The sequence below is a fragment of the Streptomyces sp. NPDC058052 genome (assembly GCF_042885515.1).
In the GTDB taxonomy this organism is placed as follows: Bacteria; Actinomycetota; Actinomycetes; order Streptomycetales; family Streptomycetaceae; genus Streptomyces.
The window spans coordinates 200,307-227,306 of record NZ_JBHVRX010000004.1 but is presented as its reverse complement, the minus strand read 5'-3'; the positions used below and the strand labels follow the sequence as shown (position 1 = coordinate 227,306).

Here is a 27,000-nt window from a genome sequence, read left to right as displayed (position 1 = left end):
GGGCCGCCCCGCATCCCGGGCCCCACGTCCCCGTACCCCCGCCCGGGAGGGCAAGTGCGCCGCCGCCTCATCACCTCCACCCTCGCCGTCGTCCTCGTCGTCATCGCCGTCTTCGGCGTCTCCCTCGTGCTGGTGGAGACGCGGACGATCACGAGCAGCGCCCAGGAGAGCGTCGACGCCGAGGCCCTGCGCATCGTCTCGATCGTCGACAGCCGGCTGATCGGCGGCGAGCCGGTCAATCCGGACATCCTGGCCGAGCAGAGCGGCGCCAAGCGGTACGCGCTGGTCACCATCCCCGGCCGGCCCTCCATCGAGATCGGCGCCCGCCCCACCGGCAGCGTCATCCGCGGCTACGCGGAGGGCGAGCGCGGGGAGACGGTCGTCGTCGAGGAGTCCCGCTCCGCCGTCACCTCCGAGGTCGGCAGCACGGCCCTGATCATCGTCGCCGTCGCCGGGCTCGCCGTCATCGCCGCGGTCCTCCTCGCCGTACGCCAGGCGAACCGGCTGGCGTCCCCGCTCACCGACCTCGCCGAGACCGCCGAACGGCTCGGTTCCGGCGACCCCCGGCCCCGGCACAAGCGGTACGGGGTCCCCGAGCTGGACCGGGTCGCGGACGTGCTCGACGCCTCCGCCGAGCGGATCGCCCGGATGCTCACCGCCGAGCGCCGGCTCGCCGCCGACGCCTCCCACCAGCTGCGCACCCCGCTGACCGCGCTCTCCATGCGCCTGGAGGAGGTCGCCCTCGCCGACGACCTCGACACCGTCAAGGAGGAGGCGACGATCGCGCTCACCCAGGTCGAGCGGCTCACCGACGTCGTCGAACGGCTGCTCACCAACTCCCGCGACCCCCGTTCCGGCTCCGCCGTCGCCTTCGACCTCGACGAGGTCGTCAAGCAGCAGATCGAGGAGTGGCGCCCCGCCTACCGCAGCGCCGGCCGCGCCATCGTCCGCTCCGGCAAGCAGGGCATGCGGGCCATCGGCACCCCCGGCGCGGTCGCCCAGGTCCTCGCCGCGCTCATCGAGAACTCGCTCATGCACGGCGGCGGCACCGTCGCCCTGCGCACCCGGGTCATCGGCAACCAGTCGGTGATCGAGGTCACCGACGAGGGCCCCGGCGTCCCCGCCGACCTCGGCGCGCGGATCTTCGAGCGGGCGGTCAGCGGCCGCAGCTCCACCGGCATCGGCCTCGCCGTCGCCCGGGACCTCGCCGAGGCAGACGGGGGCCGCCTGGAACTCCTCCAGCAGCACCCCCCGGTCTTCGCCCTCTTCCTCAGCCGGGAGGCCCGCGGCACCGACGACGAGCCCCGGGAGCGCCCCGTACGGTAGGCGCGCGCCCGGGACCCGCGGGAACGGTCCTGTCCTGGAGGCAAGGGAACGGTCCGGCCCGGGCATGCGGGAACCGGGCCCGGGCACGCGAAGACCCGGGCCTCAGCGGGCCCGGGTCTCGGGAGGGCGCGGGTCTCGGGAGGGCGCGGGTCAGACGTGGTCGGGCTGCCGGCGGCGGGCCTGCCGCGGCGGCACCGGCTCGGCCTGCTCCAGGAAGGACTCCGCGGTCTGCACGGCCTCCTTCGCCGGCAGCGCCCGGAACACCCACGTGCGGTACGACCAGAAGCGGAACAGCGTCGCCACGCCGATGCCGAAGAACTTGAAGAAGTTGCTCGCCAGCGGCGAGTTCCAGCCGAGGCCGTAGGTCGCCGCGTAGAGGATGCCGTTCTCGATGACCAGCCCGACCAGGCTGAACAGCAGGAAGAGGGTCATCTCCTTGGTGCGGCCCGACTTGTCGCGGTCGCGGTACGTGAAGTAGCGGAACCCCACGTAGTTGAAGGCGATGGCGACGACGGTGGCGACCAGGCTGGCCCGCACCACCGGAAGCTCCGTGGTGTGCCGGACCAGGTTGAAGACGGCCAGGTTGACCAGGACTCCGAGCCCGCCGACCACGCCGAACTTGGCGACCTCGCGGCCGAGCAGGGCGAGTCGCATGCGCAGCGCGCCGGGTTCGCTCATGGTGGGGTCGGTCCGTCCGTCGGGTGACGCCCGGGTGACGTCAACCCACTCATGCTAACCAGCCTCCCCTGTCACCCGCCCGGGTAGCCGGGAAACCTGTGGAAAACCCATCACCGCCCCGTCACGCCTTGTGTCAATCCACAGCCGGAAACGTGTTCACGGATGGTGCGGATACCCTAAGAGGGTGACGTTCCCGGTAGTAGGCATGGTCGGCGGCGGTCAGCTCGCCCGTATGACCCACGAGGCGGGCATCCCCCTCGGCATCAAGTTCAAGCTCCTCAGTGACACCCCGCAGGACTCGGCGGCGCAGGTGGCCGGCGAGGTCGTCGTCGGCGACTACCGCGACCTGGACACGCTCCGCGCGTTCGCACGCGGCTGCGACGTGATCACCTTCGACCACGAGCACGTGCCCACCGAGCACCTGCGCGCCCTGGAGGCCGACGGCATCCCCGTCCGCCCCGGGCCCGACGCGCTCGTGCACGCGCAGGACAAGGGGGTGATGCGGGCGAAGCTCGACGAGATCGGCGCGCCCAGCCCCCGCCACCGCATCGTGGCCGACCCGGCCGACGCGGTCGCCTTCGCCGAGGAGGTCGGCGGCTTCCCGGTCATCCTCAAGACCGTGCGCGGCGGCTACGACGGCAAGGGCGTGTGGTTCGTCCGCACCGCCGACGACGCCCGCGACCCCTTCCTCGCCGGCGTGCCCGTGCTCGCCGAGGAGAAGGTCGACTTCGTCCGCGAGCTCGCGGCGAACATCGTCCGCTCCCCGCACGGCCAGGCCGTCGCCTACCCGGTGGTCGAGTCCCGCCAGGTCGACGGCGTCTGCGACACCGTGATCGCGCCCGCCCCCGACCTCGACGAGGAGCTGGCCGGGCAGGCCCAGGAGCTGGCCCTGCGGATCGCCAAGGAGCTCGGCGTCGTCGGCCACCTCGCGGTGGAGCTCTTCCAGACCACCGACGGCCGGATCCTCGTCAACGAACTGGCGATGCGCCCGCACAACTCCGGCCACTGGACGATGGACGGCGCGATCACCAGCCAGTTCGCCAACCACGTCCGCGCCGTCCTCGACCTGCCGCTCGGCGACCCCCGCCCGCGCGCCCCGTGGACCGTGATGTGCAACGTCCTCGGCGGCGACTACCCGGACATGTACCAGGGCTACCTGCACTGCATGGCCCGGGACCCGCAGCTCAAGATCCACATGTACGGCAAGGACGTGAAGCCCGGCCGCAAGGTCGGCCACGTCAACACCTACGGCGACGACCTCGACGAGACGCTGGAGCGCGCCCGTCACGCCGCCGACTACCTGCGAGGGACGATCGTTGAGTAACCCGGTCATCGGCATCGCCATGGGGTCCGACTCCGACTGGACCGTCATGGAGGCGGCCGCACAGGCACTGGACGAGTTCGAGATCCCGTACGAGGTGAACGTCCTCTCCGCGCACCGGATGCCGCGCGAGATGATCGCCTACGGCGAGCAGGCGGCCGGCCGCGGCCTCAAGGCGATCGTCGCCGGCGCCGGCGGCGCCGCCCACCTCCCGGGCATGCTCGCCTCCGTCACCCCGCTCCCGGTCGTCGGCGTCCCCGTGCCGCTGAAGTACCTGGACGGCATGGACTCGCTGCTCTCCATCGTGCAGATGCCGGCCGGCATCCCGGTCGCCACGGTCTCCGTCGCCGGCGCCCGGAACGCGGGCCTGCTCGCCGCCCGGATCGTCGCCGCCTCCGACCCGGCGCTCCGGACCCGCATGGAGGAGTTCCTCCAGGACCTCAACGCCCAGGCCACCGAGAAGGGCAAGCGGCTGCGCGCCAAGGTCGAGGGAACCGACTCCTTCGGGTTCGCCCGGTGAGCGCGGCCGAGCGGCTCGCCGAGGCCCGCGCCCTCCTCGCGGAGGCCCCCGTCGTCGACGGGCACAACGACCTCCCGTGGGCGCTGCGCCAGCAGTGCGGCTACGACCTCGACAAGCTCGACATCGCGGGCGACCGCTCGGCCACCCTCCACACCGACCTCGCCCGGCTCCGCGCCGGCGGGGTCGGTGCCCAGTTCTGGTCCGTCTACGTGCCGGGCCGGCTCACCGGCGACCACGCCGTCAGCGCCACCCTGGAGCAGATCGACGCCGTCGACCGGCTGGTCGAGCGGTACGCGGCCGACCTCGCGCCCGCCCGGACCGCCGACGACATCGTCAAGGCCCGCGAGGAGGGCCGGATCGCCTCCCTCAAGGGAGCCGAGGGCGGTCACTCCATCGACAACTCGCTGGCCACCCTGCGCGCCCTGTACACGCTCGGCGTGCGGTACATGACCCTCACGCACAACGAGAACAACGACTGGGCCGACTCCGCCACCGACGAGCCCCGGCACGGCGGTCTCACCGCCTTCGGCCGCGCCGTCGTCCGCGAGATGAACCGCTGCGGCATGCTCGTCGACCTCTCGCACGTCGCCGCCACCACCATGCGGGACGCCCTCGACGCCTCCGTCGCGCCGGTGATCTTCTCGCACTCCTCCTCCCGCGCGGTCTGCGACCACCCGCGGAACGTCCCGGACGACGTCCTGGAGCGGCTGCCCGCCAACGGCGGCGTGGCGATGGCGACCTTCGTGCCGAAGTTCATCCTCCCCGCGGCCGTCGAGTGGACCCTGCGCGCCGACGCCAACCTGCGCGCCCACGGCCTCCACCACCTCGACACCACCCCCCGGGCGAAGGAGATCCACGCCGCCTTCGAGGCGGAGCACCCCCGCCCGATCGCCACCGCCGCCACGGTCGCCGACCACCTCGACCACATGCGCGAGGCCGCCGGCATCGACCACGTCGGCATCGGCGGCGACTACGACGGCACCGCCTTCACCCCGGCCGGCCTGGACGACGTCGCCGGCTACCCCAACCTGATCGCGGAGCTCCTGCACCGCGGCTGGTCCCGCGCCGACCTGACCAAGCTGACCTGGTCGAACGCGCTCCGCGTGCTGCGCGACGCGGAGTCCGCCGCCCGCGACCTCACCGCCCGCACCCCCGCCTCCCACGCCACGATCGACCGGCTCGACGGCGTCTGACGCGCCTCACCCGGACGGCGCAGTCCGGCGGGCTCCCCGGGGGGCCCGGTGGCACGGTGGACGGTACTGCCCCGCCCTTTTGGCGGGGTAGTACTGCATCACCGAGTTCGGAGTAGTGAGTAGTGCCATGGCAGATCTCGACGATCATCCCCCCTTCTCTGCCGCCTCCGGCGCCGTCGGCGCGCTGGAACCCCCGGAGCCACCACCCCCGCCGCTCGACGAGACCGCCCGTGCCCGGGCGATCCTCGCCGCCCAGCCCGTCCTCGAAGGCCACACCGAACTTCCCGTGCTCCTCGACCCCGAGGACCTGCCGCCCGTCCGGGCCCGGGAGGCCGGCGCCCAGTTCTGGTCGCTGCACGTGGACTCCGACGACGGCGCCTTCGGCACCCTGCGGCGCCTCGACACCATCCGCGCGCTCATCGCGGCCTGCCCCGACGACCTGCGTCTGGCCCACTCCACCGCGGAGATGGCCCACGCCCGCAACTGCGGCCGGGTCGCCGCGCTCCTCGGACCGGTCGGCTGGACCGCGCTCGGCGGCTCCGCCGCCACCCTGCGGGCCTACCACGCCCTCGGCGTCCGGGCCGTGAACATCACCCGCTTCGACCGCTTCGCCCGCGAGGCGGTCCGGGAGATGAACCGCATCGGCCTGGCCGTGGATCTCTCCGGCGCCGACCAGGACGCCGTCCGCAAGGTCCTCGCCGTCACCCGCGCCCCCGCGCTGGTCACCCGGGCCGCCCCGGACGCCCTTCCGGACGACGTGCTGCGGCTGCTCGGTGAGAACGGCGCCGTCTGCATGGTCCCCGTCGGGGAGGACCCGGCCGCCACGGCCGACCTCCTCGACCGGGTGCGGGACGGGGCCGGGCCCGGGTCCACGGGCCTCTCCCGCCTGGCCGCCCCCGCCGCCGGCTACGTCCCGCTCTTCGCGGAACTGCTGCGGCGCGGCTGGCCGGCCCGGGACCTGGTCGGCCTGGCCCACGGCAACGCCACCCGGGCCCTGCGCGAGACCGAGTTCCTGTCCCGTACGAACCGGATCAGGCCCGTCGCCGCCTGACCCGTACGCACGGAGGAAACGGGGGAAGGGGCGTCCCGTCCACGCGGGGCGCCCCTTCCTCGTGTCTCACGCCGTCACGCGCGCGGGCGGCCCATCGCCCGGTACGTCCAGCCGGCCGCCCGCCACCGCTCGCCGTCCAGGGCGTTGCGCCCGTCGAGGACGACCGGCGAGGTGACGACCGCGGCCAGCTCCGCCGGGTCCAGCTCGCGGAACTCGCGCCACTCGGTCAGGTGCAGGACCACGTCCGCGCCCCGTACGGCCTCCAGCGCCGAGTCCGCGTAGCCGAGCGTGGGGAAGACCTTGCGGGCGTTCTCCATGCCCTTGGGGTCGTAGACGGTCACCTGGCCGCCCTGGAGGTGTATCTGGCCGGCCACGTTGAGCGCGGGGGAGTCGCGGACGTCGTCCGAGTCGGGCTTGAAGGTGGCGCCGAGGACGGCGACCCGGCGGCCCAGGAAGGAGTTCCCGCCGACCGCCTCGCGGGCCATCTCGACCATCTGGCCGCGCCGCCGCATGTTGATGGAGTCGATCTCGCGGAGGAAGGTCAGCGCCTGGTCGACGCCGAGCTCGCCCGCGCGGGCCATGAAGGCCCGGATGTCCTTGGGCAGGCAGCCGCCGCCGAAGCCGACGCCGGCCCGCAGGAACTTGTTGCCGATCCGCTCGTCGTGGCCGATGGCCTCGGCCAGCTTCACGACGTCGCCGCCGGCCGCCTCGCAGATCTCGGCCATCGCGTTGATGAAGGAGATCTTGGTGGCGAGGAAGGAGTTCGCGGCCGTCTTCACCAGCTCGGCGGTGGGGAAGTCGGTGAGGACGAAGGGCGAGCCCTCGCCGACCGGCGTCGCGTACACCTCGCGGAGCAGCTTCTCGGCCCGCCCTTCGTCGCCGCGGACGCCGACGACGATCCGGTCCGGGTGGAGGGTGTCCTGGACGGCGAAGCCCTCGCGCAGGAACTCGGGGTTCCAGGCCAGGTCCACGCCCTCCGGCAGCACTCCGGCGAGCCGCTCGGCCGAGCCGACCGGCACGGTCGACTTGCCGACGACCAGCGCGCCCTCGCGGACGACGGCGGCCAGGGAGGTGAAGGCGGCGTCGACGTAGCTCATGTCGCAGCCGTACTCGCCGTGCTTCTGCGGGGTGTTCACGCAGACGAAGTGGACGTCGCCGAAGGCGCCCACCTCCTCCCAGGAGGTGGTGAAGCGCAGCCGGCCGGTGGAGCCCTCGATCCCGGCGACGTGCCGCGCGAGCAGGTCCTCCAGGCCGGGCTCGTACATCGGGACGCGGCCGGAGGCCAGCAGCTCGATCTTCTCGGGCACGACGTCGAGGCCGAGGACCTCGAAGCCCATCTCCGCCATGGCCGCGGCGTGGGTGGCGCCGAGGTATCCGGTGCCGATCACGGTGATCTTCAGGGCCATGCGGGACTCCAGGGACGTCGGGCGAAACTGCCTGCCCGAGCATAGTCGGGCCCTGACAGAGCCCCGGGTCACGCCCTACCATTTGGGTTACTTAACGGTAGTTAGCAAGCGTGGGAGTGAGTGATCGTGGCGGGATCTGCTGATTTCGACCTGTACCGGACCTCCGAGGAGCACGAGATGCTCCGGGAGTCGGTGCGTGCGCTGGCGGAGGCGAAGATCGCCCCGTTCGCGGCGGCGGTGGACGAGGAGGGGCGTTTCCCGCAGGAGGCCCTGGACGCGCTGGTCGCCAACGACCTGCACGCGGTGCACGTGCCGGAGTCCTACGGCGGTGCGGGCGCGGACGCGCTGGCGACGGTGATCGTGATCGAGGAGGTCGCCCGTGTCTGCGGTTCGTCCTCGCTGATCCCGGCGGTCAACAAGCTCGGCTCGCTCCCGGTGGTCCTGTCGGGCTCGGAGGAGCTGAAGCGCAGGTACCTGGGCCCGCTGGCCAAGGGCGACGCGATGTTCTCCTACGCCCTGTCCGAGCCCGACGCGGGCTCCGACGCGGCCGGCATGAAGACCCGCGCGGTCCGCGACGGCGACTTCTGGGTCCTTAACGGCGTCAAGCGGTGGATCACCAACGCCGGCGTCTCCGAGTACTACACGGTGATGGCCGTCACCGACCCGGAGAAGCGCTCCAGGGGCATCTCCGCGTTCGTGGTCGAGAAGTCCGACGAGGGCGTGTCCTTCGGCGCCCCGGAGAAGAAGCTCGGCATCAAGGGCTCCCCGACCCGCGAGGTCTACCTCGACAACGTCCGCATCCCCGCCGACCGCATGATCGGCGCCGAGGGCACCGGCTTCGCCACCGCGATGAAGACCCTCGACCACACCCGCGTCACCATCGCCGCCCAGGCCATCGGCATCGCCCAGGGCGCCCTCGACTACGCCAAGGGCTACGTCAAGGAGCGCAAGCAGTTCGGCAAGCCCATCGCCGACTTCCAGGGCGTGCAGTTCATGCTCGCCGACATGGCCATGAAGCTGGAGGCCGCCCGCCAGCTCACCTACGCCGCCGCGGCCAAGTCCGAGCGCGTCGACGGCGACCTCACCTTCTTCGGCGCCGCCGCCAAGTGCTTCGCCTCCGACGTCGCCATGGAGGTCACCATCGACGCCGTCCAGCTCCTCGGCGGCTACGGCTACACCCGCGACTACCCCGTCGAGCGCATGATGCGCGACGCCAAGATCACCCAGATCTACGAAGGCACCAACCAGGTCCAGCGCATCGTCATGGCCCGCAACCTCCCGTAACCCACCCCTCGTCGAAAGGAGACAGGCCGTGACCCTGAGGATCGCTGTCTGTGTGAAGTACGTGCCCGACGCCACCGGCGACCGCGGATTCGCGGACGACCTGACCGTCGACCGCGACGAGGTCGACGGCCTCCTCTCGGAGCTCGACGAGTACGCGGTCGAGCAGGCCCTGCGGATCTCCGAGGAGGCCGACGACGCCGAGGTGACCGTCGTCACCGTCGGCCCGGACGACGCCAAGGACGCCCTGCGCAAGGCCCTGTCGATGGGCGCCGACAAGGCCGTCCACGTCAACGACGAGGCCCTCCACGGCTCCGACGTCATCGCCACCTCCGCCGTCCTCGCCAAGGCCCTGGAGAAGACCGGCTTCGACCTGGTCGTCTGCGGCATGGCCTCGACCGACGGCACCATGGGCGTGCTGCCCGCGCTCCTCGCCGAGCGGCTGAACCTGCCGCAGGCGACGCTGCTGTCCGAGGTCTCGGTGGAGGGCGGCCTCGTGAAGGGCCGCCGTGACGGCGACGCCGCCACGGAGCTCCTGGAGGCCCCGCTGCCCGCCGTCGTCTCGGTCACCGACCAGTCCGGCGAGGCCCGCTACCCCTCCTTCAAGGGGATCATGGCCGCCAAGAAGAAGCCGGTCGAGGAGCTGGAGCTCGACGACCTGGACATCGACGAGGACACGGTCGGCCTGGCCGGCTCCTGGACCCTGGTCGAGTCGGCGGACGCCCGCCCGGCCCGCACCCAGGGCACGATCGTCACGAACGAGGACGGTGACGGCGGCAAGCAGCTGGCCGCCTTCCTCGCCACCCAGAAGTTCATCTGACCGACCGTCACCCCACATCAGGAGCAAGGAATCATGGCTGAGATCCTGGTTCTCGTGGACCACGCCGACGGTGCGGTCCGCAAGCCGGCCCTCGAACTGCTCACCCTGGCCCGCCGCCTGGGCGAGCCGACCGCGGTCGTCCTCGGCGCCGGCGAGGCCGCCGCCTCCGTCGCCGCCACCGCCGCCGAGTACGGCGCGGCCACCGTGTACGTGGCGGACGGCGCCGAGTTCGCCGACCAGCTCGTCGTCCCCAAGGTCGACGCGCTCACCCAGATCGCGAAGGAGAAGGAGGTGGCCGCCGTCCTGGTGACCTCCTCCGGCGAGGGCAAGGAGATCGCCGCCCGCGTCGCGCTCCGCCTCGGCTCCGGCCTCATCACCGACGCCGTCGAGCTGGAGGCCGGCGCCGAGGGCCCGGTCGCCACGCAGTCGGTCTTCGCCGCCTCGTACCAGGTGAAGTCCCGCGTCTCGCACGGCGTCCCGGTCATCACCGTCAAGCCGAACTCCGCCGCCCCGGAGGCCGCCCCGGCCGCCGGCACGGTCGAGAACGTCACCGTCGCCTTCACCGGCAACGCGGCGAAGGTCGTCTCCCGCACCGCGCGCGTCTCCACCGGCCGCCCCGAGCTCACCGAGTCCGCGATCGTGGTCTCCGGCGGCCGCGGCGTCGGTGCCGCCGAGGGCTTCGAGGTCGTCGAGAAGCTGGCCGACTCGCTCGGCGCGGCCGTCGGCGCCTCCCGCGCCGCCGTGGACGCCGGCTGGTACCCGCACTCCAACCAGGTCGGCCAGACCGGCAAGCAGGTCTCGCCGCAGCTGTACGTCGCGGCGGGCATCTCCGGCGCGATCCAGCACCGGGCCGGCATGCAGACCTCGAAGACGATCGTCGCGGTCAACAAGGACCCGGAGGCCCCGATCTTCGACCTGGTCGACTACGGCGTGGTCGGCGACCTCTTCGAGGTGCTCCCGCAGCTCACCGAGGAGATCGGCGCCCGCTGACGCCGTCGGACACGGAGAAGGGGGGTGGCACTCTGTGCCACCCCCCTTCTCGCGCGAATGCCGTGCGCGCCCGCTCAGATCCAGCCGTCCAGCGGGACCTCCTCGCAGAGCCGGACGACCGGACGGCGCCCGGTGTCGGCGGCGCTCGCGAGCTTGACCCGGACGCCCGGGCGCACGGCGTGCGGCGGCCCGTCGACCCGGCAGCGGACGACGAAGCCCTCGGCCATGTGCACCGGCCAGAGGTCCGCCTCCGCGGCGGTGTGGGCGCGGCGCACGGTGATGACGCCCTCGCCGTCGCTGAGCTGCGGGGCCAGGTCGGTGGACCCGCAGGTCGGACAGAGCAGGCGCTGGAAGGTGGTGGTGTGGCACCAGGCGCAGCGCTGGAAGTAGAGATCGGTGCCTTCGGCCGATTCCTCGGTCCGGACGGCGCCGGGGTTCCTCAGTCCCGTGTGGAACACGATGCCTTCTCCTCGCACTCGGCGGCTCGACCGTGCATGGAGCCCAAGATATGGCACTCAGTGCCAGCAAAGAAAGACCTGAGTTCCCTCAAATCGAGATACTGAGACCCCTTTGTGTTCCGGGAGTGACCTCCCGCCCCTCAGCTCTCGCCGAGGCTCGATTCCACCTCGCGCACCACGCGCCACATCGGCGTGGACCGCTTGGTGATGACCACGACCACGTCGTCGGCCCCTTCGGCGGCGGCCTCGCCGGGGGCGCCCGCGGCCGCGTCGGGGCTCCAGGTGGCGCGGACGAACTCCAGCGCGCGGTCGACCTCCTCCAGCGGCTCGCCCTCGCCGCCCGAGCGCAGCCAGTGGCGCAGGGCGTGGTTGTGGGCGGCGACGACGGCCGCGGCGGCCACGTTGGCCCGCAGGGTGCCGTCCCTGCGGTCGGCCCAGCGCGCCCGCAGATAGTCGCCGAGGGTCTTCTCGTACCGCCAGACGACGGAGAGTTCGTAGGTGCGCAGCCCGGCGACCTCACGGGTCAGCCGGTAGCGCTGGACGGAGAAGGTGGGGTTCTCGGCGTACATCCGCATGACCAGGCGGGCGGCGTCGCAGACCCGGACCATGGGGTCGTCGGTGTCGGCGCTGGCGGCGAGGAAGCGGGTCATGTCGTCGAGGCACTGCTCGTGGTCGGGGAAGACCACGTCCTCCTTCGACGGGAAGTACCGGAAGAAGGAGCGCCGTCCGACGCCGGCGAGCGTGACGATGTCGTCGACGGTGGTCTGCTCGTAGCCCCGCTCCAGGAAGAGCTGGAAGGCCGCGGCGATGAGGGAGTCCCGCATCGCGGGCTTCGGGGTGGTCCGGGGGTTCGTCGCCGCTGCTGCCATGCCACGAACCTAACACCGCGCACGCTCCCGTGCGGCACTCGGTGCCGGAATTCTCCGGCACCGAGTGCTCTGCGCGAGGGTGTGGGTCAGCGGGCGGCCATCCGCAGCGCGCCGTCCATCCGGATCGTCTCGCCGTTGAGGTAGTCGTGCTCGGCGATCATCGTGACCAGGCGGGCGTACTCCTCCGGCTGGGCGAGGCGCTGCGGGAAGGTGACGCTCGCGGCGAGCCCGGCCCGGATCTCCTCGCTGAAGCCGGCCGTCATCGGGGTGTCCACGATGCCGGGGGCGACCGTGACGACCCGGATGCCGAACTGGGCGAGGTCACGGGCGGCCGTGATGGTCATGCCGGCGACGCCGGCCTTGGAGGCCGCGTAGGCGATCTGCCCGACCTGGCCCTCGAAGGCGGCGATGGAGGCGGTGTTGACCACGAGACCGCGCTGGCCGTGCGCGTCGGGCTCGTGCCGGGCGATGGCCTCGGCGGCGAGCCGCATCACGTTGAAGGTGCCGACGAGGTTGACGTTCACGACGGCGCGGAACAGGTCGAGGTCGTGCGGGCCCTTGCGGCCCAGGACGCGGGCCGAGGGGGCGATCCCGGCGCAGTTCACCGCGAGGCGCAGCTCGGCGCCGTCGGCGTCGATCTCCGCGAGCGCGGCGCGGACCTGGTCCTCGTCGGTCACGTCGGCGGCGATCAGCCGCACGCCCTCGGGCAGGGCCCCCGCGGCGGCGACGGCCTTCTCCAGGTCCAGCCCGTAGACCGTGGCGCCGCGGGCGGCGAGCGCGGCCGCGGTGGCGGCGCCAAGCCCGGAAGCGGCGCCGGTGACGAGAGCGGCGGAGCCGGCGATGTCCATGGAACTCCTCGTTCGTGTCGTGCGGGTGACCCTGCCGGCGGGTTGGCCGCCGGGCCGGGGGCGCGTCCCCGCGGGGGACCGCGCGGTCTGCGCGATCTGCGCCGCTCACCATAGAACCCCAGGCCACGCCCCCGGAAGCGCAGGACCGGCCGGGGCGGCGCGGGACGGGCGGGCACCGGCGCCCCGGGCCGGGTCATCCGATCGGTGGACCCCGGGGTCCACCGTTCCGCCCGCCGCCCGCAGCCGGTGCGCCGACCGTCGCGGGCCGGAACCGGCCGGAGGATGAGGCGTCAGTCGATCTTCCACCCCCGACCCTGGAGCGACAGCCCTATGAAGCACGTGAAGAAGGCCCACCGGACCCGTCTGGCGACCGGTGGCGCGATCGTCGCCCTCGGCCTGGCGGGGGTCGGCGCCTACTCCGCGAGCGCCGGCGGCGAGCAGGCCGCCGCCCCCGCGGCGGCCGTCACCGAGGCCGAGGCCGCCGACACGACCTCCACCGACCGCCTGACGGTCGCCGCGGCGACGAAGGCGGCCAGGGCGGCGCTGGACGCGGCCGAGGCGGAGAACCAGCGGGTCACCGTCGCCGTCGTCGACCGCGACGGCAACACGATCGTCACCCTGCGCGGCGACGGCGCGGGCCCGCAGTCCTACGGGTCGGCGGAGCGGAAGGCGTTCACGGCGGTGGCGTGGAACGCGCCCACCTCGGTGCTCGCCGGCCGGCTGGCCCAGGCCCCCCGCCTCAAGGACATCCCCGGCACGCTCTTCCTCGGCGGCGGCGCCCCGGTCACCGCCGGCGGCGCCCCGGTCGCGGGCATCGGCGTGGCGGGCGCGCCCTCGGGCGACCTCGACGAGAAGTTCGCGCGGGCGGGCGTGGCGGCGCTGGAGAAGTAGGCCCGGAAAGGCCACCGCGGATCCCGCGTCGGACCCGCGGAGCCCGGGAAACGCCGGACCCCGGTCCGCCTGAAACGGGGGAACACAGGCGAACCGGGGTGGCTGTTCCGAGCATACGCCTCAACTTGTTCAACACGAAATCACCACGGATATGTCAGGTCCGTGGTGATCGCGCCCCCCGGCACCGGGCCGCTCTGGGAGGATCACCCCTCCAGCAGTGCGAACTCGGGGGAACCGTGCACGACTTGCAGCCTGGCGACCCGGACGCGATCGGCCCGTACCGTCTGTCGGCACGGCTCGGCGAGGGCGGCATGGGCCAGGTGTTCCTGGCCGTCTCCCGCAGCGGCCGGCGGCTCGCGGTGAAGGTGATCCGCCCCCAGATCGCCGCCGACCCCGGCTTCCGCGAGCGGTTCCGCCGCGAGGTGGCGGCCGCGCGGACGGTCGGCGGCTTCTGGACCGCGCCGGTCGTGGACGCCGACCCGGACGGGGCGGTGCCGTGGGTGGCGAGCGACTACATCGACGCGCCCGATCTGGCGGCGCTCGTACGGGAGCGGGGGCCGCTGCCCGAGCCGGAGCTGCGCTCCCTCGCCGCCGGTCTCGCCGAGGCCCTGGAGGCCGTGCACCGGGCCGGCCTGGTCCATCGCGACCTGAAGCCGGCGAACATCCTGGTCACCACCGACGGCCCGCGCGTCATCGACTTCGGCATCTCGAAGGCGGTGGAGGACTCGACGGCCCTCACGGCCACCGGTCTGGTCGTCGGCACGCCGGGCTTCATGAGCCCGGAGCAGGCGACGGGCACGCCGGTGGGCCCGCCGGGCGACGTCTTCTCGCTGGGCGCGGTCCTGGCGTACGCCGCGACCGGCCGGGCCCCCTTCGGCGAGGGCTCCGCCCCCGCGCTCCTCTACCGGGTCGTCCACGACGCCCCGGCCCTGGACGGGGTGCCCCCCGCCCTGCGCGCCCTGGTCGCCGCGTGCCTGGAGAAGGCCCCGGAGCGGCGCCCGTCCGCCTCGCGGATCCTGGCCCTGCTGGGCGCCGACGCACCGGCTCTCGCGCCCCGCCCCCGTCCCGACGACCGCACGGACGCGAGGACGGCGTGGGTCCCGGAGACGGTGACGGCCCCGGAGACGGTGGAGGTGAGCGCGGGTCTGCTGGACGTGCCGAGCCGGCGGAAGGACCAGGAGTACTGGGCCCAGCTCGGCTCCGCACTCACGGTCGTGCCCAGCGGGGCCGTCGTCCTCGTCTTCTTTCCGTGGCCGATCGCCGCCGCCACGTCCGCGGCCCTCCTGCTCGGCTTCCTGCTCTGGGGTGCCTTCATCGATGCGGCACCGCCCGTCCGGCGGACCGTCCTGCTGTCCGCCGGCCACCTCGACTGCCGGTTCCAGCGCCGGCACTGGTCCTCGCCGTGGCCGGACGTCACCCGGGTCACCGTCCGGCGCACGAGGAAGGGCGCCCGGGGCAGGCGCCACTGGCAGCTGGCCGCCACCCTCCGCGCGGGCGTGAGGGTCCCCGCCGGCTTCGACGGGGAGGGCGACCGGGGCAGCGCCGCCATGGCGCTCGTGTTCGACGCCTCGGAGGACCCCCGTCCGGCGCTCCGCCGCCTGGACGAGGCCCTGCGCCGGCACGCCGGGGTGCGCTACTCCCCCGACCCGGCCCTCACCGCCTACCTGGACCGGACCTGACCGGCCGCTACTTCTCCGGGCGCGCCAGCCCCCGGCTGATGACCAGCCGCTGGATCTGGTTGGTGCCCTCGAAGATCTGCATGATCTTCGCCTCGCGCATGTAGCGCTCGACCGGGAAGTCGCGGGTGTAGCCGTAGCCGCCGAGGACCTGGACCGCGTCCGTGGTGACCTTCATCGCCGTGTCGGTGGCGATGAGCTTGGCGGCGCTGGCCTGGCGGCTGAAGGGGCGGCCGAGGTCGCGGCGGCGGGCGGCGTCGAGGTAGGTGGCGCGGGCCGCGTCGACGGCGGCGGCCATGTCGGCGAGGAGGAAGCCGAGGCCCTGGTGGTCGACGATCCGGCGGCCGAAGGTGGTGCGCTCGTTGGCGTAGTCGACGGCGGCGTCCAGGGCGGCCTGGGCGAGGCCGGTGGCGCAGGCGGCGATGCCGAGACGGCCGTTGTCGAGGGCGCTGAAGGCGATCTGGAGGCCCTGGCCCTCGGTGCCGATGAGCCGGTCCTCCTCGATGAGGGCCCCGTCCCAGTAGGCGGAGGTGGTGGGGACCGCCTGGAGGCCCATCTTGCGCTCCGGGGCGCCGAAGGAGAGGCCGTCGGTCTCGCCGGGGGCGAGGAAGCAGGAGATCCCGTGGCCGCCGGGGGCGGTGCGGGCGAAGAGGGCGTAGAAGCCGGCCTTGCCGCCGTGGGTGATCCACGCCTTGGTGCCGGTGATCCGGTAGCCGCCGCCGTCCTCCTGGCGCTCCGCCTTGCAGGCGAGGGCGGCGGCGTCCGAGCCCGCCTGCGGCTCGGAGAGGCTGTAGCCGCCGACGAGCCGGCCCTCCAGCATCGACGGGAGCCAGCGCTCCTTCTGCGCGTCGGTGCCGAAGGCGTACAGCGGGTGGCAGGCGAGCGTGTGGACGCTGGTGGCGACCGCGACGGCCGCCCAGCGGGCGGCGAGCTCCTCCAGGACCTGCAGGTAGACCTCGTACGGCTGGCCGCCGCCGCCGTACTCCTCGGGGTAGGCGAGGCCGAGCAGGCCGGCCCGGCCGAGCGTGGCGAAGAGACCCTCGGGATAGGTCTCGGCGGCCTCGTGCTCGTCCACCCGGGGCGAGAGCTCGTTGTCGGCGATCTCGCGGGTGAGGGCGATGAGGTCCGCCGCCTCGGGGGTGGGAAGCAGGCGGTCGACATCCATGGCGACTCCATCGGCACGCAAAGTGGTACTAGGGCTGGTACTCCAGTACCGCTAAAAATAGCGCATGAGTGAGTGGAGCGGATCCCTCCGCCCGGGTGGCCCGTCATACTGTCCGAGTGATCGAGACCTCCGCCGCCGACGCCCCGAAGCTCACGGGGCGGGGAGCGGCGCGCCGTTCCGCCCTCTTCGAGGAGCTCGTCGCCCTGCTCGTCGGCGAGGGCTTCGCCCGGCTGACCCTGGACGACCTCGCCGCGCGCCTGCACTGCTCCAAGCGCACCCTGTACGGCCTGGCCGGCAGCAAGGAGCAGCTGGTCAGGGCCGCCGTCGTGCACTTCTTCCGGCGCGCCACCGCCCGCGTCGAGTCGGGCCTCGCCGCCGCGAGCGGGCCCGCCGAGCGGCTCTCCGCCTATCTGCGGGCCGTCTCCGCCGAGCTGGCGCCGGTCTCCCCGCAGTTCTTCGACGACGTGGCCGCCTTCGAGCCGGCCGCCGAGGTGTACGAGCGGAACACCCGCGCCGCCGCCGGACGGGTCCAGCAGCTCATCGAGGAGGGCGTCAGCGCCGGCGTCTTCCGGGAGGTCCACGTGGCCTTCGCCGCCGACGTCATCGCCTCCGTGATGGTCCGCATCCAGCGGCGCCAGGTGGCCGCGTCCACCGGCCTCGCGGACGCCGAGGCGTACGACCAGCTGGCCGAGCTGCTGCTCAGCGGGCTGCGCCGGGCCTGAGGCGGCCGCCCGATGAACCGCCCGAGCCCGCCGGACCGCCACCGCCCGATGGACCACTACCGCGAGGGGCCCCAGTGACCAGACCGAACGGCCGGACCGTGCGGGACCTGCGGCGCGAGAACCGCACCGCGGTCCTCCGGCGGCTCTACTTCGACGGCCCCATGAGCCGCTTCGCGCTCGGCCCGGCCACCGGGCTCAGCTCCGGCTCCATCAGCAACGTGGTCGCCGAGCTGGTCGCCGAGGGGCTCGTCGAGGAGGCCGGCAGCGTCGACTCGGCCGGCGGCCGCCCCCGCATCCTGCTGCGCGTCGCCCCCGCCAGCGGCCGCATGATCGGCGTGGACGTGGGCGAGACCCGGATCCGGGTCGAGCTCTTCGACCTCACCCTCACCGAGCTCGCCCGCACCGAACGCCCGCTGGACCCGGCCGCGAAGGACGGCGAGCGGTACGAGGTCGGGGTCGTCGTCGACCACATCCGCGAGGGCATCGCCGAGGTGCTGCGCACGGCGGACGTCCCCGCCGAGGCGCTGCTCGGCGTCGGCATCGGCGTCCCCGGCATCGTCGAGCATCCCGCCGACGGCGCGGCCGGCGGGGCCGTCGTGCACGGCCAGACCGTCGGCTGGGACGCGGTCCCGCTGGAGCGGCTGCTCCGCGAGTCCGTCGAGCTGCCGGACGGGGTCCCGTACCGGATCGACAACGGCGCCAAGACCCTCGGCCAGGCCGAGATGTGGTTCGGCGCGGGCCGGGGCGCGACCAGCGCGGTCGTCGTCCTCTTCGGCTCCGGCGTCGGCGCCTGCGTCACCACCGACCCCCTGGGCCCCGGCCGGGCCCTCGAATGGGGCCACCTGAAGGTGCAGGTCAGGGGGCGCCGGTGCCGCTGCGGCGCCCAGGGCTGCCTGGAGGCGTACGCCGGTGCCGAGGCCCTGCTCGAACGGTGGCGGGAAGCGGGCGGCGAGCCCCCGGCCGGCGCCGGCGAGGAGGCCGCGCTCGCGGCGATGGCGGCCGCCGCGTACCCCGGCGACGACGGCGCGCCGGACCCGGCGGCGCTCGCCGTCCTGGCGGAGACCGCCGAATACCTGGGCGCCGGCTTCGCCGACCTGATCAACCTCTTCCAGCCGGAGCGGATCCTGGTCGGCGGCTGGGCCGGACTGCTGCTCGGCACCCGCTTCCTCGCCGCCGTCGAGGAGCACGCGCGCGCGTACGCCCTGGCGTACCCGGCGGCCCGGGTCACCCTCGGCCTCGGCACGCTCGGCCCGGACGCGGTCACCGTCGGCGCGGCGATCCTCCCCCTGGCGGACTTCTTCGCCCGCGGCGGCCGCCGCGAGGAGCCCGGCCCCGTCGAGGAGGCCCCGGCCTGGGCGGAGACCGTCCGGGAGCGCACCGCGCACTGACCCCCCGCCGCCGCGCGCCAGGTACGGCGCCCGCGCACCGGGTACGGCGTCCGCACGGCACGTACCGCGTCCGCGCACCGGGCACCGCGTCCACGCACCGGGCACGGCGTCCGCGCACCGGCCTCCGCGCGTCAGGCACCGCGTCCGCGCACCGGGCACGGCGCCGGCCACACCGGGTACGGCGTCCGGCACCGCGTGAGTACGCCTACTCACGCGGACCGGTCCGCTCCCCGCCTACCGTCGCCCCAGGACACGCGGACGGCGGCGGACGGCAGCGGGGTGGGCCACATGGCACGGTCACGGCAGGGCACGGCACGGCGGCTGGCGGGAGCGCTCGCCCTGGTCCTCGCGGGCGCCGGCCTCACCGGCTGCGGGACCTTCTCGACCGACGACGACCGGAAGCGCGCGGTCGAGATCGCGGAACGGGTCGCCCCGGGCGTCCTGGAGGTCGTCGACGTGCGCGGGCTCTTCCCGCAGAGCGGCGGCGCCGAGGTGAGCTTCCGGATCGCGGGCGACGCCGACGCCGTGGTCCGGCTGCGGGTGGACGCGGAGAAGGACGACTGCGAGGGCCGGTCCTGCGACGACCGGCTGACCGCCGCGCTCGCCGAGGCCCGGCGCGAGGCCGAGGGCTTCCGGGTGCTGCGGCGCGAGTTCGCCGCCTGCGGGTACGAGGTGCACGGGCTGTCCGCCGACGGCACCGGACCGTGGATCGCCGCCCGCTTCGACGCGGACACCGCCCGGAGCGTGGTCGCGTCCGTCGGCGAGTGCCTGCGGCGCTGGACCCGGGCCCGGGGCACCGCGCCGGCCCCGTACACCTCGGTGAAGGTGGCGCCGCCGGAGCGGGTCGCGGACCTTCCCGACTCCCCCGGGCGCCCCACCCTGATGCGGCTCACGGCCGACCGGCGGCTGGGCGCGCTGGGCCGGGGGACCTACCACCGGGTGGGGTTCGGGCCCGGTCCCGGCGGGATCGACCCGGACTCCGGCGAGGTCGACCTCGTCCAGCCGTTCGACGAGCGGCAGCGCTTCGGCGAGGCGGTCCGGGCGGCCGCACGGACGTGGCTCCGCACGGAGGCCGCGCCGCGGCTGCCGGAGGCGGTGACCGCGGAGTTCACGGGGGTGTGGAAGCTGGTGCCGGGCCGCGTCGACCGGGTCGGCGGCTGGGTCCTGTACTGCGAGCGCCCCGAGGGCGAGCGCCCGGTCTGCCTCGGCCGGCACGCCCTGGCGGTCACCGCCGGACTCGACGGCTCCCTCGCCGCCGACCCCGTCGTCCACCACGGCATCCGCGACGGCAACGGCCCCCTCGGTCTGCCGACCGTGGAGGACGGGGCCCCGTCGTACGCCTGGAAGCGTTCCTGAGCGTCAGGCCGGGGGTCGCGCCCCGGAAGGAGCGGGGCTACGCGACGGAGCCTATGCGGCCCGCGAGCGGGGTGTCCGGGCCGTCGTGGTGGATGGGGGTGTGGGCGCCGGTGAGGGAGGCGCCGGTGCCGCCGCGGCGGTTGGCGACGATCTCCGCGCCGATCGACAGGGCGGTCTCCTCGGGGGTGCGGGCGCCGAGGTCGAGGCCGATCGGGGAGCGCAGCCGGGCGAGTTCGAGTTCGGTGACGCCGACCTCGCGGAGGCGCTTGTTGCGGTCCTCGTGGGTGCGGCGGGAGCCCATCGCGCCGACGTAGGCGACGGGAAGCCTGAGGGCGGCCCGGAGGAGCGGGACGTCGAACTTGGCGTCGTGGGTGAGGACGCAGAGCACGGTCCGGGCGTCGACCTCGGTCGACTCCAGGTAGCGGTGGGGCCATTCCACGACGATCTCGTCGGCCTCGGGGAAGCGGAGCTCCGTCGCGAAGACGGGGCGGGCGTCGCAGACGGTGACGTGGTAGCCGAGGAACTTGCCGACCCGGACGAGCGCCGAGGCGAAGTCGATGGCACCGAAGACGATCATGCGGGGGGCCGGGACGGAGGACTCCACGAGCAGCGTCAGCGGCTGTCCGCAGCGGCTGCCGTCCTCGCCGATCTCCACCGTGCCGGTGCGGCCGGCGTCGAGGAGCGCGCGGGCCTCGGCGGCGGCGGTGCGGTCCAGCTCGGGGTGGCCGCCGAGCTTCCCGGCGTACGAGCCGTCCGGGTGGACCAGGAGCGCCTGGCCGAGCAGCTCCTCGGGGCCGGACACGATCCGGGCGAGGGCCGCCGCCTCCCCCGAGACGGCGGCGGCCAGGGCGGCGGGGAAGACCCCGCCGCGGACCGGGGTGACGAGGATGTCGATGATGCCGCCGCAGGTCAGGCCGACGGCGAAGGCGTCCTCGTCGCTGTAGCCGAAGCGCTCGACGACGGTCCTGCCGTCCTCCAGCGCCGTCTGGCACAGCTCGTACACCGCGCCCTCCACGCACCCGCCGGAGACCGAGCCGATCGCCGTGCCCTCGCTGTCGACGGCGAGGGCGGCGCCGGGCTGCCGGGGCGCGCTGCCGCCGACGGCCACCACGGTGGCCACGGCGAAGTCGCGTCCCTGCTCGACCCACCGGTGCAGCTCCTCGGCGATGTCCAGCATGTCGGTCTCCTTGGCTGTGTGGGTGGAGGGCGGGGGCGTCAGCTGACGCCCAGCCAGCCTTCGATCGGGTGAAGGGCGAAGAACACGATGAATATCGCGGTCAGGCACCACATGAACGCGCCGACCTCGCGCGCCTTGCCCTGGGCCACCTTGATGACCGTGTAGGCGATGACGCCGGCCGCGACGCCCGGGGTGATGCTGTAGGTGAACGGCATCAGGACGACGGTCAGGAAGACCGGGATCGCGACGGAGCTGTCGCCCCAGTTCACGTGCTTGGCGTTCATCATCATCATCGCGCCGATGACGACCAGGGCGGCGGAGCCGACCTCGCGGGGCACGATCTGGGTGATCGGCGTGAAGAAGAGGCAGGCCGCGAAGAACAGGCCGGTGATCACCGAGGAGAAGCCGGTGCGGGCGCCCTCGCCGACGCCGGTGGCGGACTCCACGAAGACGGTCTGGCCGGAGGCGCCGGAGACGCCGCCGATCGCGCCGCCCGCGCCGTCGATGAACAGCGCCTTGGACAGGCCGGGCATCCGGCCCTTGTCGTCGGCGAGGTTGGCCTCGGTGCCGACGCCGATGATGGTGGCCATGGCGTCGAAGAAGCCGGCGAGCACCAGGGTGAAGACGATCACGCCGACGGTGATGTAGCCGACGTCGCCCCAGCCGCCGAAGGAGACGTCGCCGAAGAGCGTGAAGTCCGGGGCGGAGACCGCGCTGCCCTTGAGCTCGGGCGAGCCGTTGGCCCAGGAGCCGGGGCCCTTGGCCGGGATGTCGGCGACGGCGTTGACGATCAGGGAGATGATCGTGCCGCCGACGATGCCGATGAGGATCGCGCCCGGGATCTTGCGGGCCTGGAGGGCGAAGATCGCGAGCAGGGTGACCGCGAAGATCAGGACGGGCCAGCCGACGAGTTCGCCGCCGGAGCCCATGGTGACGGGCGGGCCGAACTGCGGGCCGGCGCCGACGAAGCCGGCCTTATTGAAGCCGATCAGGGCGATGAAGAGGCCGATGCCGATGGTGATGCCGTGCTTGAGCGGCAGCGGGATGGCGTTCATGATCATCTCGCGGAGGCCGGTGACGACCAGGAGACAGATCACCAGACCGTAGACGACGCACATGCCCATGGCCTGCGGCCAGGTCATCTGCGGCACGACCTGGGTGGCGAGCACACCGGAGACGCTGAGGCCGGCCGCGAGGACGAGCGGCACCTTGCCGACGAAGCCCATCAGCAGGGTGGTGACCGCCGCGGCGAGCGCGGTCGCCGTGATGACGGCCGAGGAGGCGAGGACGTTCTTCTCGACGTCCGGGCCTCCGAGGAGGATCGGGTTGAGCAGGAGGATGTACGCCATCGCCATGAAGGTGGTGACGCCACCGCGGATCTCCGTGCTGACGGAGGATCCTCTCTCCGAGATGTGAAAGTACCGGTCGAGCCAAGAACGCCCGGCGGGGTTGCGCGAGCCGGAGCCCGCGTCCTCCGCGGCGGTCTTGGGCTCCACAGACGACTGGGTCATGGGGCCTACTCCCAAGGTTCAAAGGGGCACCCGCATCAGACTTCGAAGCACGTTCACAGGGAAGCTGACGGTGAAGCTGCGGGATTTGGGATATTTCGTTGGCTGCACGACCCGGGGGACGGCCCGAGACGAACGGGGTGGTGCGGGTGTTGCGGGCACTGCGGGGGTGGTACGACTCCGGGCGGTGCGGGCGGGGAAGGAGGTGTGACGTCCTGGGAGGCACACACCGCCCGGAGGGTCCTACAGGGTGCCGGTGAGCGCCTCGGGGCGGACCGGCGTCTTGTTCAGCTCCAGGCCGGTCGCGTTCCGGATCGCCGCGAGGACGGCCGGCGTGGACGACAGGGTGGGAGCCTCGCCGATGCCGCGCAGCCCGTAGGGGGCGTTGTGGTCGGCGAGTTCGAGCACGTCGACCGGGATGGTCGGGGTGTCGAGGATCGTGGGGATGAGGTAGTCCGTGAAGGAGGGGTTGCGCACCTTCGCGGTCTTCGGGTCGACGATGATCTCCTCCATCACCGCGACGCCCAGGCCCTGGGTGGTGCCACCCTGGATCTGGCCGACCACGGAGAGCGGGTTGAGCGCCTTGCCGACGTCCTGGGCGGTGGCGAGCTCGATGACCTTGACGAGGCCGAGCTCGGTGTCCACCTCCACCACCGCGCGGTGCGCGGCGAAGGTGTACTGGACGTGGCCGTCGCCCTGGCCCGTGCGCAGGTCGAAGGGGACCGTCGGACGGTGGCGGAACTCCAGCTCGATGTCGACCGGGTCCTCGCCCTCCAGGACGTCGGCGATCGTCGCGAGGACCTCGCCGCCGTCGGTGACGACCTTGCCGGCCTCCAGGAGGAGTTCGGCGGTCGCCCAGGCGGGGTGGTAGGAGCCGTTCTTGCGGCGGCCGATCTCCAGGACCTTCTCGCGGACGGCCTCGCAGGTGTTCTTCACCGCGCCGCCGGTCATGTACGTCTGCCGGGAGGCGGACGTCGAGCCGGCGGAGCCGACCTGGGTGTCGGCCGGGTGGATGGTCACCTGGGTGACGCCGAGCTCGGTGCGGGCGATCTGCGCGTGGACGGTGACACCGCCCTGGCCGACCTCCGCCATGGCGGTGTGGACCATGGCGACGGGCTCGCCGTTGATGACCTGGAGGACCACCCGGGCGGTCGAGTAGTCGTCGAAGCCCTCGGAGAAGCCGACGTTCTTGATGCCGACCGCGTAGCCGACGCCGCGGACGACGCCCTCGCCGTGGGTGGTGTTGGAGAGGCCGCCCGGCAGCGCGCGGACGTCCGCGCCCTGGCCGGCGGTCTCCCACTGGCGCTCCGGCGGCAGCGGGCGGGCCTTGACCCGGCGCAGCAGCTCGGCGACGGGGGCCGGGGAGTCGACGACCTGGCCGGTGGGCATCAGCGTGCCCTGCTCCATGGCGTTGAGCCGGCGGAACTCCACCGGGTCCATGCCGAGCTTGGCGGCCAGCTTGTCCATCTGCGCCTCGTAGGCGAAGCACGCCTGGACCGCGCCGAAGCCGCGCATGGCGCCGCAGGGCGGGTTGTTGGTGTAGAGGGCGACGGCCTCGATCTCGACGTCGTCGACCACGTAGGGGCCGGCGCCGAGCGAGGAGGCGTTGCCGACGACGGCCGGGGAGGCCGAGGCGTAGGCGCCGCCGTCGAGGACGATCCGGGCCTTGAGGTGGGTGAGCTTGCCGTCCTTGGTGGCGCCGTGCTCGTAGTGGAGCTTCGCCGGGTGGCGGTGCACGTGGCCGAAGAAGGACTCGAAGCGGTTGTAGACGATCTTGACCGGCTTGCCGGTGCGCAGCGCCAGGAGGCAGGCGTGGATCTGCATCGAGATGTCCTCGCGGCCGCCGAAGGCGCCGCCGACGCCGGAGAGCGTCATGCGGACCTTCTCCTCGGGCAGGCCGAGGACGGGGGCGATCTGCTTGAGGTCCGAGTGCAGCCACTGGGTGGCGACGTAGAGGTCGACGCCGCCGTCCTCGGAGGGTACGGCGAGGCCGGACTCGGGGCCGAGGAACGCCTGGTCCTGCATGCCGAAGACGTACTCGCCCTCGACGATCACGTCGGCCCGCTCGCGGGCCGCCGCCACGTCGCCGCGGACGATCGGCTGGCGGTGGACGATGTTGGGGTGCGGCACGTGGCCGGAGTGGTGGTCGTCGCGGCCCTCGTGGATGAGGGGCGCGTCGGGGGCGAGCGCGGACGCCTCGTCGGTGACGACGGGCAGTTCCCTGTACTCGATCTTGATCTTGGCGGCCGCGCGGCGGGCGGTCTCCGGGTGGTCGGCGGCGACCAGGGCCACCGGCTCGCCGTGGTGGCGGACCTTGCCGTGGGCCAGGACGGGGGTGTCCTGGATCTCCAGGCCGTAGTTCTTCATCTCGGCCGGGAGGTCGTCGTAGGTGAGCACGGCGTAGACGCCGGACATCGCGACGGCCTCGGAGATGTCGATGGAGACGATCTCGGCGTGGGCGACGGTGGAGCGCAGGGTCTGGCCCCACAGCATGTCCTCGTGCCACATGTCCGAGGAGTAGGCGAACTCGCCGGTGACCTTGAGGGTGCCGTCCGGGCGGAGGGTGGACTCGCCGATGCCGCCCTTGACGTGGTCCTGGGTGACGTCGGTCGGCGTGCCGGCCGGAGCGGTACGGGTGTTCTGAGCCATCGTCAGACCGCCTCTCCCTGACGGGCGGCCGCGAGGCGGACCGCGTCGAGGATCTTCTCGTAGCCCGTGCAGCGGCAGAGGTTGCCGGAGAGGGCCTCGCGGATGTCCTGGTCGGACGGGGTGGTGTTGCGCTCCAGGAGCTCGTCCGCGGCGATCAGCAGCCCGGGGGTGCAGAAACCGCACTGGACGGCGCCGGCGTCGATGAACGCCTGCTGGATCGGGGAGAGTTCGACGCCCTCGCCGGTCTGCGAGTCCTGCGTGGGCTTCGCCTCCCAGCGCTTGGCCCGGTCGAGCGGGGTGCCGCAGGCACCGGAGGCGCAACCGCCGTGCTCGGCGCGGTCCTTGGCGAACTCGGCGAGACCCTCGACCGTGACGACCTCGCGGCCCTCGACCTGGCCGGCGGCGACCAGACAGGAGCAGACCGGCACGCCGTCGAGGCGGACCGTGCAGGAGCCGCACTCGCCCTGCTCGCAGGCGTTCTTGGAGCCGGGCAGGCCCAGACGCTCGCGGAGCACGTAGAGGAGGGACTCGCCCTCCCAGACGTCGTCGGCTTCCTGCGGACGACCGTTGACCGTGAAATTGACGCGCATGATCAGGCAGCTCCCTCAAGCGTGCGGCCGGCGCCGCGGTACTGCTCCCAGGTCCAGCCGAGCTGGCGGCGGGCCATGATGCCGACGGCGTGGCGGCGGTACTTCGCGGTGCCGCGGACGTCGTCGATGGGGTTGGCGGCGGCCGAGACGAGGTCGGCGAACTGCTTGGCGACGGACGGGGTGATGATCTTCCCGTTGTCCCAGAAGCCGCCCTCCTCCAGGGCCGCGTTCAGGAACGCCTCGGCCTCCTTGGCGCGGATCGGGGTCGGCGCGGCCGAGCCGATGCCGGTGCGCACGGTCCGGGTCTCCGGGTGGAGCGCCAGACCGAAGGCGCAGACGGCGATGACCATCGCGTTGCGGGTGCCGACCTTGGAGTACTGCTGGGGGCCGTCCGCCTTCTTGATGTGGACGGTCTTGATGAGCTCGTCGGGCTGGAGCGCGTTGCGCTTCACGCCGGTGTAGAACTCGTCGATCGGGATGAAGCGGCTGCCGCGGACCGACTCGACCTCGACCTCGGCGCCGGCGGCGAGGAGGGCGGGGTGGGCGTCACCGGCCGGGGAAGCGGTGCCGAGGTTGCCGCCGACGCCGCCGCGGTTGCGGATCTGCGGGGAGGCGACCGTGTGGGAGGCGAGTGCCAGGCCCGGCAGCTCGGCCCGCAGGTTCTCCATGATCTGCGTGTACGGAACGGAAGCGCCGAGTCGGACGTTCTCCTCGCCGACCTCCCACTCGCGCAGCAGCTCGATGCGGTTCAGGTCCAGCAGGTACTCGGGGCGCCGGTGGTCGAAGTTGATCTCGACCATGACGTCGGTACCGCCGGCGATGGGCACGGCTGTGGGGTGCTCGGCCTTGGCGGCGAGCGCCTCCTCCCAGCTGGCGGGGCGAAGGAAGTCCATGGTGGCTCTCTTCTAGTGATTCTGGTGGGGGTCGGACGTCTGGGCCCTGGGGGACGTTCGGCCCTCGACTTCGGTGTTCATGTCCTGTTCACGCGGTGTGTGGCCTAGTACACAAGCCACGATGGCCGGGGTGCAGTCACCGAAAACATGAAGGAGTTGGCCGGTGCCCCGGCACGTCTTGTAGATTCGAACGAAAGACGGGGAACGGATACCTCGCCGTTTCC

General features: G+C 73.2%; 24 protein-coding genes. 13 read left to right on the top strand and 11 right to left on the bottom strand.

Translation table 11 applies throughout. The features are described 5' to 3' along the window. Positions 1 to 54 precede the first annotated feature (54 nt). Positions 55 to 1,326: an ATP-binding protein gene (locus ACFVU3_RS07735; RefSeq protein WP_390064603.1), complete on the top strand. Its 1,272-nt coding sequence runs from the start codon at positions 55 to 57 to the stop codon at positions 1,324 to 1,326. 150 nt (positions 1,327 to 1,476) lie between these two features. On the opposite strand, the gene ACFVU3_RS07730 is transcribed toward ACFVU3_RS07735, so the two are convergent. Beyond that, positions 1,477 to 2,004, bottom strand: coding sequence for a GtrA family protein (locus ACFVU3_RS07730; protein WP_390064601.1), 528 nt, complete (start codon positions 2,002 to 2,004; stop codon positions 1,477 to 1,479). Between the two features lie 184 nt (positions 2,005 to 2,188). Here ACFVU3_RS07730 and ACFVU3_RS07725 point away from each other — a divergent pair, with 184 nt between their 5' ends. The 4 genes from ACFVU3_RS07725 (at position 2,189) to ACFVU3_RS07710 (ending at position 6,089) form a co-directional block, all read left to right on the top strand. Then, on the top strand, positions 2,189 to 3,328 hold the full coding sequence (locus tag ACFVU3_RS07725) for a 5-(carboxyamino)imidazole ribonucleotide synthase (protein ID WP_390064600.1): 1,140 nt from the start codon (positions 2,189 to 2,191) through the stop codon (positions 3,326 to 3,328). 19 nt (positions 3,329 to 3,347) lie between these two features. Then, positions 3,348 to 3,845 carry a 5-(carboxyamino)imidazole ribonucleotide mutase gene (gene purE, locus ACFVU3_RS07720; RefSeq protein WP_390064903.1) on the top strand — a complete coding sequence of 166 codons (498 nt, stop codon included), beginning with the start codon at positions 3,348 to 3,350 and terminating at the stop codon, positions 3,843 to 3,845. After that, on the top strand, positions 3,842 to 5,038 hold the full coding sequence (locus tag ACFVU3_RS07715; RefSeq protein ID WP_390064599.1) for a dipeptidase: 1,197 nt from the start codon (positions 3,842 to 3,844) through the stop codon (positions 5,036 to 5,038). The genes purE and ACFVU3_RS07715 overlap by 4 nt, the downstream gene beginning before the upstream one ends. A 127-nt stretch (positions 5,039 to 5,165) precedes the next feature. Then, positions 5,166 to 6,089: a membrane dipeptidase gene (locus ACFVU3_RS07710; RefSeq protein WP_390064598.1), complete on the top strand. Its 924-nt coding sequence runs from the start codon at positions 5,166 to 5,168 to the stop codon at positions 6,087 to 6,089. A 74-nt stretch (positions 6,090 to 6,163) separates the two neighbouring features. Here ACFVU3_RS07710 and ACFVU3_RS07705 read toward each other — a convergent pair whose 3' ends face one another. Continuing rightward, positions 6,164 to 7,495 (bottom strand): UDP-glucose dehydrogenase family protein, encoded by a 1,332-nt coding sequence (locus tag ACFVU3_RS07705; protein WP_390064596.1) that lies wholly within the window; start codon positions 7,493 to 7,495, stop codon positions 6,164 to 6,166. 126 nt (positions 7,496 to 7,621) lie between these two features. Between ACFVU3_RS07705 and ACFVU3_RS07700 the strand changes: the two genes are divergently transcribed. Genes ACFVU3_RS07700 through ACFVU3_RS07690 form a run of 3 tightly spaced genes read left to right on the top strand, consistent with a single transcriptional unit; the run spans position 7,622 to position 10,586 of the window. Beyond that, on the top strand, positions 7,622 to 8,779 hold the full coding sequence (locus ACFVU3_RS07700) for an acyl-CoA dehydrogenase family protein (protein ID WP_390064594.1): 1,158 nt from the start codon (positions 7,622 to 7,624) through the stop codon (positions 8,777 to 8,779). Positions 8,780 to 8,807: 28 nt separating this feature from the next. Then, positions 8,808 to 9,596: an electron transfer flavoprotein subunit beta/FixA family protein gene (locus ACFVU3_RS07695; protein ID WP_390064592.1), complete on the top strand. Its 789-nt coding sequence runs from the start codon at positions 8,808 to 8,810 to the stop codon at positions 9,594 to 9,596. A gap of 33 nt (positions 9,597 to 9,629) precedes the next feature. Next, on the top strand, positions 9,630 to 10,586 hold the full coding sequence (locus tag ACFVU3_RS07690) for an electron transfer flavoprotein subunit alpha/FixB family protein (RefSeq protein ID WP_390064590.1): 957 nt from the start codon (positions 9,630 to 9,632) through the stop codon (positions 10,584 to 10,586). 74 nt (positions 10,587 to 10,660) lie between these two features. Here the strand turns inward: ACFVU3_RS07690 and ACFVU3_RS07685 are convergent, their stop codons facing one another. The 3 genes from ACFVU3_RS07685 to ACFVU3_RS07675 all read right to left on the bottom strand — a co-directional run bounded on the left by ACFVU3_RS07685 (position 10,661) and on the right by ACFVU3_RS07675 (position 12,761). Beyond that, on the bottom strand, positions 10,661 to 11,044 hold the full coding sequence (locus ACFVU3_RS07685; RefSeq protein WP_355739780.1) for a hypothetical protein: 384 nt from the start codon (positions 11,042 to 11,044) through the stop codon (positions 10,661 to 10,663). Between the two features lie 140 nt (positions 11,045 to 11,184). Continuing rightward, entirely contained in the window at positions 11,185 to 11,913 is a 729-nt protein-coding gene (locus tag ACFVU3_RS07680) for a TetR family transcriptional regulator (RefSeq protein WP_390064588.1), read from the bottom strand. An 86-nt stretch (positions 11,914 to 11,999) separates the two neighbouring features. Continuing rightward, positions 12,000 to 12,761: an SDR family NAD(P)-dependent oxidoreductase gene (locus tag ACFVU3_RS07675; RefSeq protein ID WP_390064586.1), complete on the bottom strand. Its 762-nt coding sequence runs from the start codon at positions 12,759 to 12,761 to the stop codon at positions 12,000 to 12,002. A 330-nt stretch (positions 12,762 to 13,091) separates the two neighbouring features. Here ACFVU3_RS07675 and ACFVU3_RS07670 point away from each other — a divergent pair, with 330 nt between their 5' ends. Both ACFVU3_RS07670 and ACFVU3_RS07665 read left to right on the top strand, forming a co-directional pair. Continuing rightward, a complete protein-coding gene (locus ACFVU3_RS07670) occupies positions 13,092 to 13,652 on the top strand; it encodes a heme-binding protein (protein ID WP_390064585.1) in 561 nt (186 codons plus the stop codon). 245 nt (positions 13,653 to 13,897) lie between these two features. Continuing rightward, entirely contained in the window at positions 13,898 to 15,331 is a 1,434-nt protein-coding gene (locus tag ACFVU3_RS07665) for a serine/threonine-protein kinase (protein ID WP_390064583.1), read from the top strand. 7 nt (positions 15,332 to 15,338) lie between these two features. Here the strand turns inward: ACFVU3_RS07665 and ACFVU3_RS07660 are convergent, their stop codons facing one another. Further along, positions 15,339 to 16,493: an acyl-CoA dehydrogenase family protein gene (locus ACFVU3_RS07660; protein ID WP_390064581.1), complete on the bottom strand. Its 1,155-nt coding sequence runs from the start codon at positions 16,491 to 16,493 to the stop codon at positions 15,339 to 15,341. Between the two features lie 116 nt (positions 16,494 to 16,609). Between ACFVU3_RS07660 and ACFVU3_RS07655 the strand changes: the two genes are divergently transcribed. The 3 genes from ACFVU3_RS07655 (at position 16,610) to ACFVU3_RS07645 (ending at position 19,959) form a co-directional block, all read left to right on the top strand. Next, a complete protein-coding gene (locus ACFVU3_RS07655; protein ID WP_390064579.1) occupies positions 16,610 to 17,215 on the top strand; it encodes a TetR/AcrR family transcriptional regulator in 606 nt (201 codons plus the stop codon). Between the two features lie 74 nt (positions 17,216 to 17,289). Further along, on the top strand, positions 17,290 to 18,603 hold the full coding sequence (locus ACFVU3_RS07650; protein ID WP_390064577.1) for an ROK family protein: 1,314 nt from the start codon (positions 17,290 to 17,292) through the stop codon (positions 18,601 to 18,603). 288 nt (positions 18,604 to 18,891) lie between these two features. Further along, positions 18,892 to 19,959, top strand: coding sequence for an SCO7460 family lipoprotein (locus ACFVU3_RS07645; protein WP_390064575.1), 1,068 nt, complete (start codon positions 18,892 to 18,894; stop codon positions 19,957 to 19,959). A gap of 37 nt (positions 19,960 to 19,996) precedes the next feature. Here ACFVU3_RS07645 and ACFVU3_RS07640 read toward each other — a convergent pair whose 3' ends face one another. From ACFVU3_RS07640 to ACFVU3_RS07620, 5 genes are all read right to left on the bottom strand, one after another. After that, positions 19,997 to 21,136 (bottom strand): XdhC family protein, encoded by a 1,140-nt coding sequence (locus tag ACFVU3_RS07640; protein WP_390064573.1) that lies wholly within the window; start codon positions 21,134 to 21,136, stop codon positions 19,997 to 19,999. A 38-nt stretch (positions 21,137 to 21,174) separates the two neighbouring features. Beyond that, on the bottom strand, positions 21,175 to 22,647 hold the full coding sequence (locus tag ACFVU3_RS07635) for an NCS2 family permease (protein ID WP_390064571.1): 1,473 nt from the start codon (positions 22,645 to 22,647) through the stop codon (positions 21,175 to 21,177). Between the two features lie 240 nt (positions 22,648 to 22,887). Continuing rightward, positions 22,888 to 25,293, bottom strand: a complete 2,406-nt coding sequence (pucD, locus tag ACFVU3_RS07630; RefSeq protein ID WP_390064569.1) for a xanthine dehydrogenase subunit D — start codon at positions 25,291 to 25,293, stop codon at positions 22,888 to 22,890. Between the two features lie 2 nt (positions 25,294 to 25,295). Further along, a complete protein-coding gene (locus ACFVU3_RS07625) occupies positions 25,296 to 25,883 on the bottom strand; it encodes a (2Fe-2S)-binding protein (protein WP_390064567.1) in 588 nt (195 codons plus the stop codon). 2 nt (positions 25,884 to 25,885) lie between these two features. After that, the gene (locus ACFVU3_RS07620; RefSeq protein ID WP_390064566.1) at positions 25,886 to 26,776 is read right to left on the bottom strand and encodes an FAD binding domain-containing protein; all 891 of its coding nucleotides are present in this window, start codon (positions 26,774 to 26,776) and stop codon (positions 25,886 to 25,888) included. Positions 26,777 to 27,000: the final 224 nt, after the last annotated feature.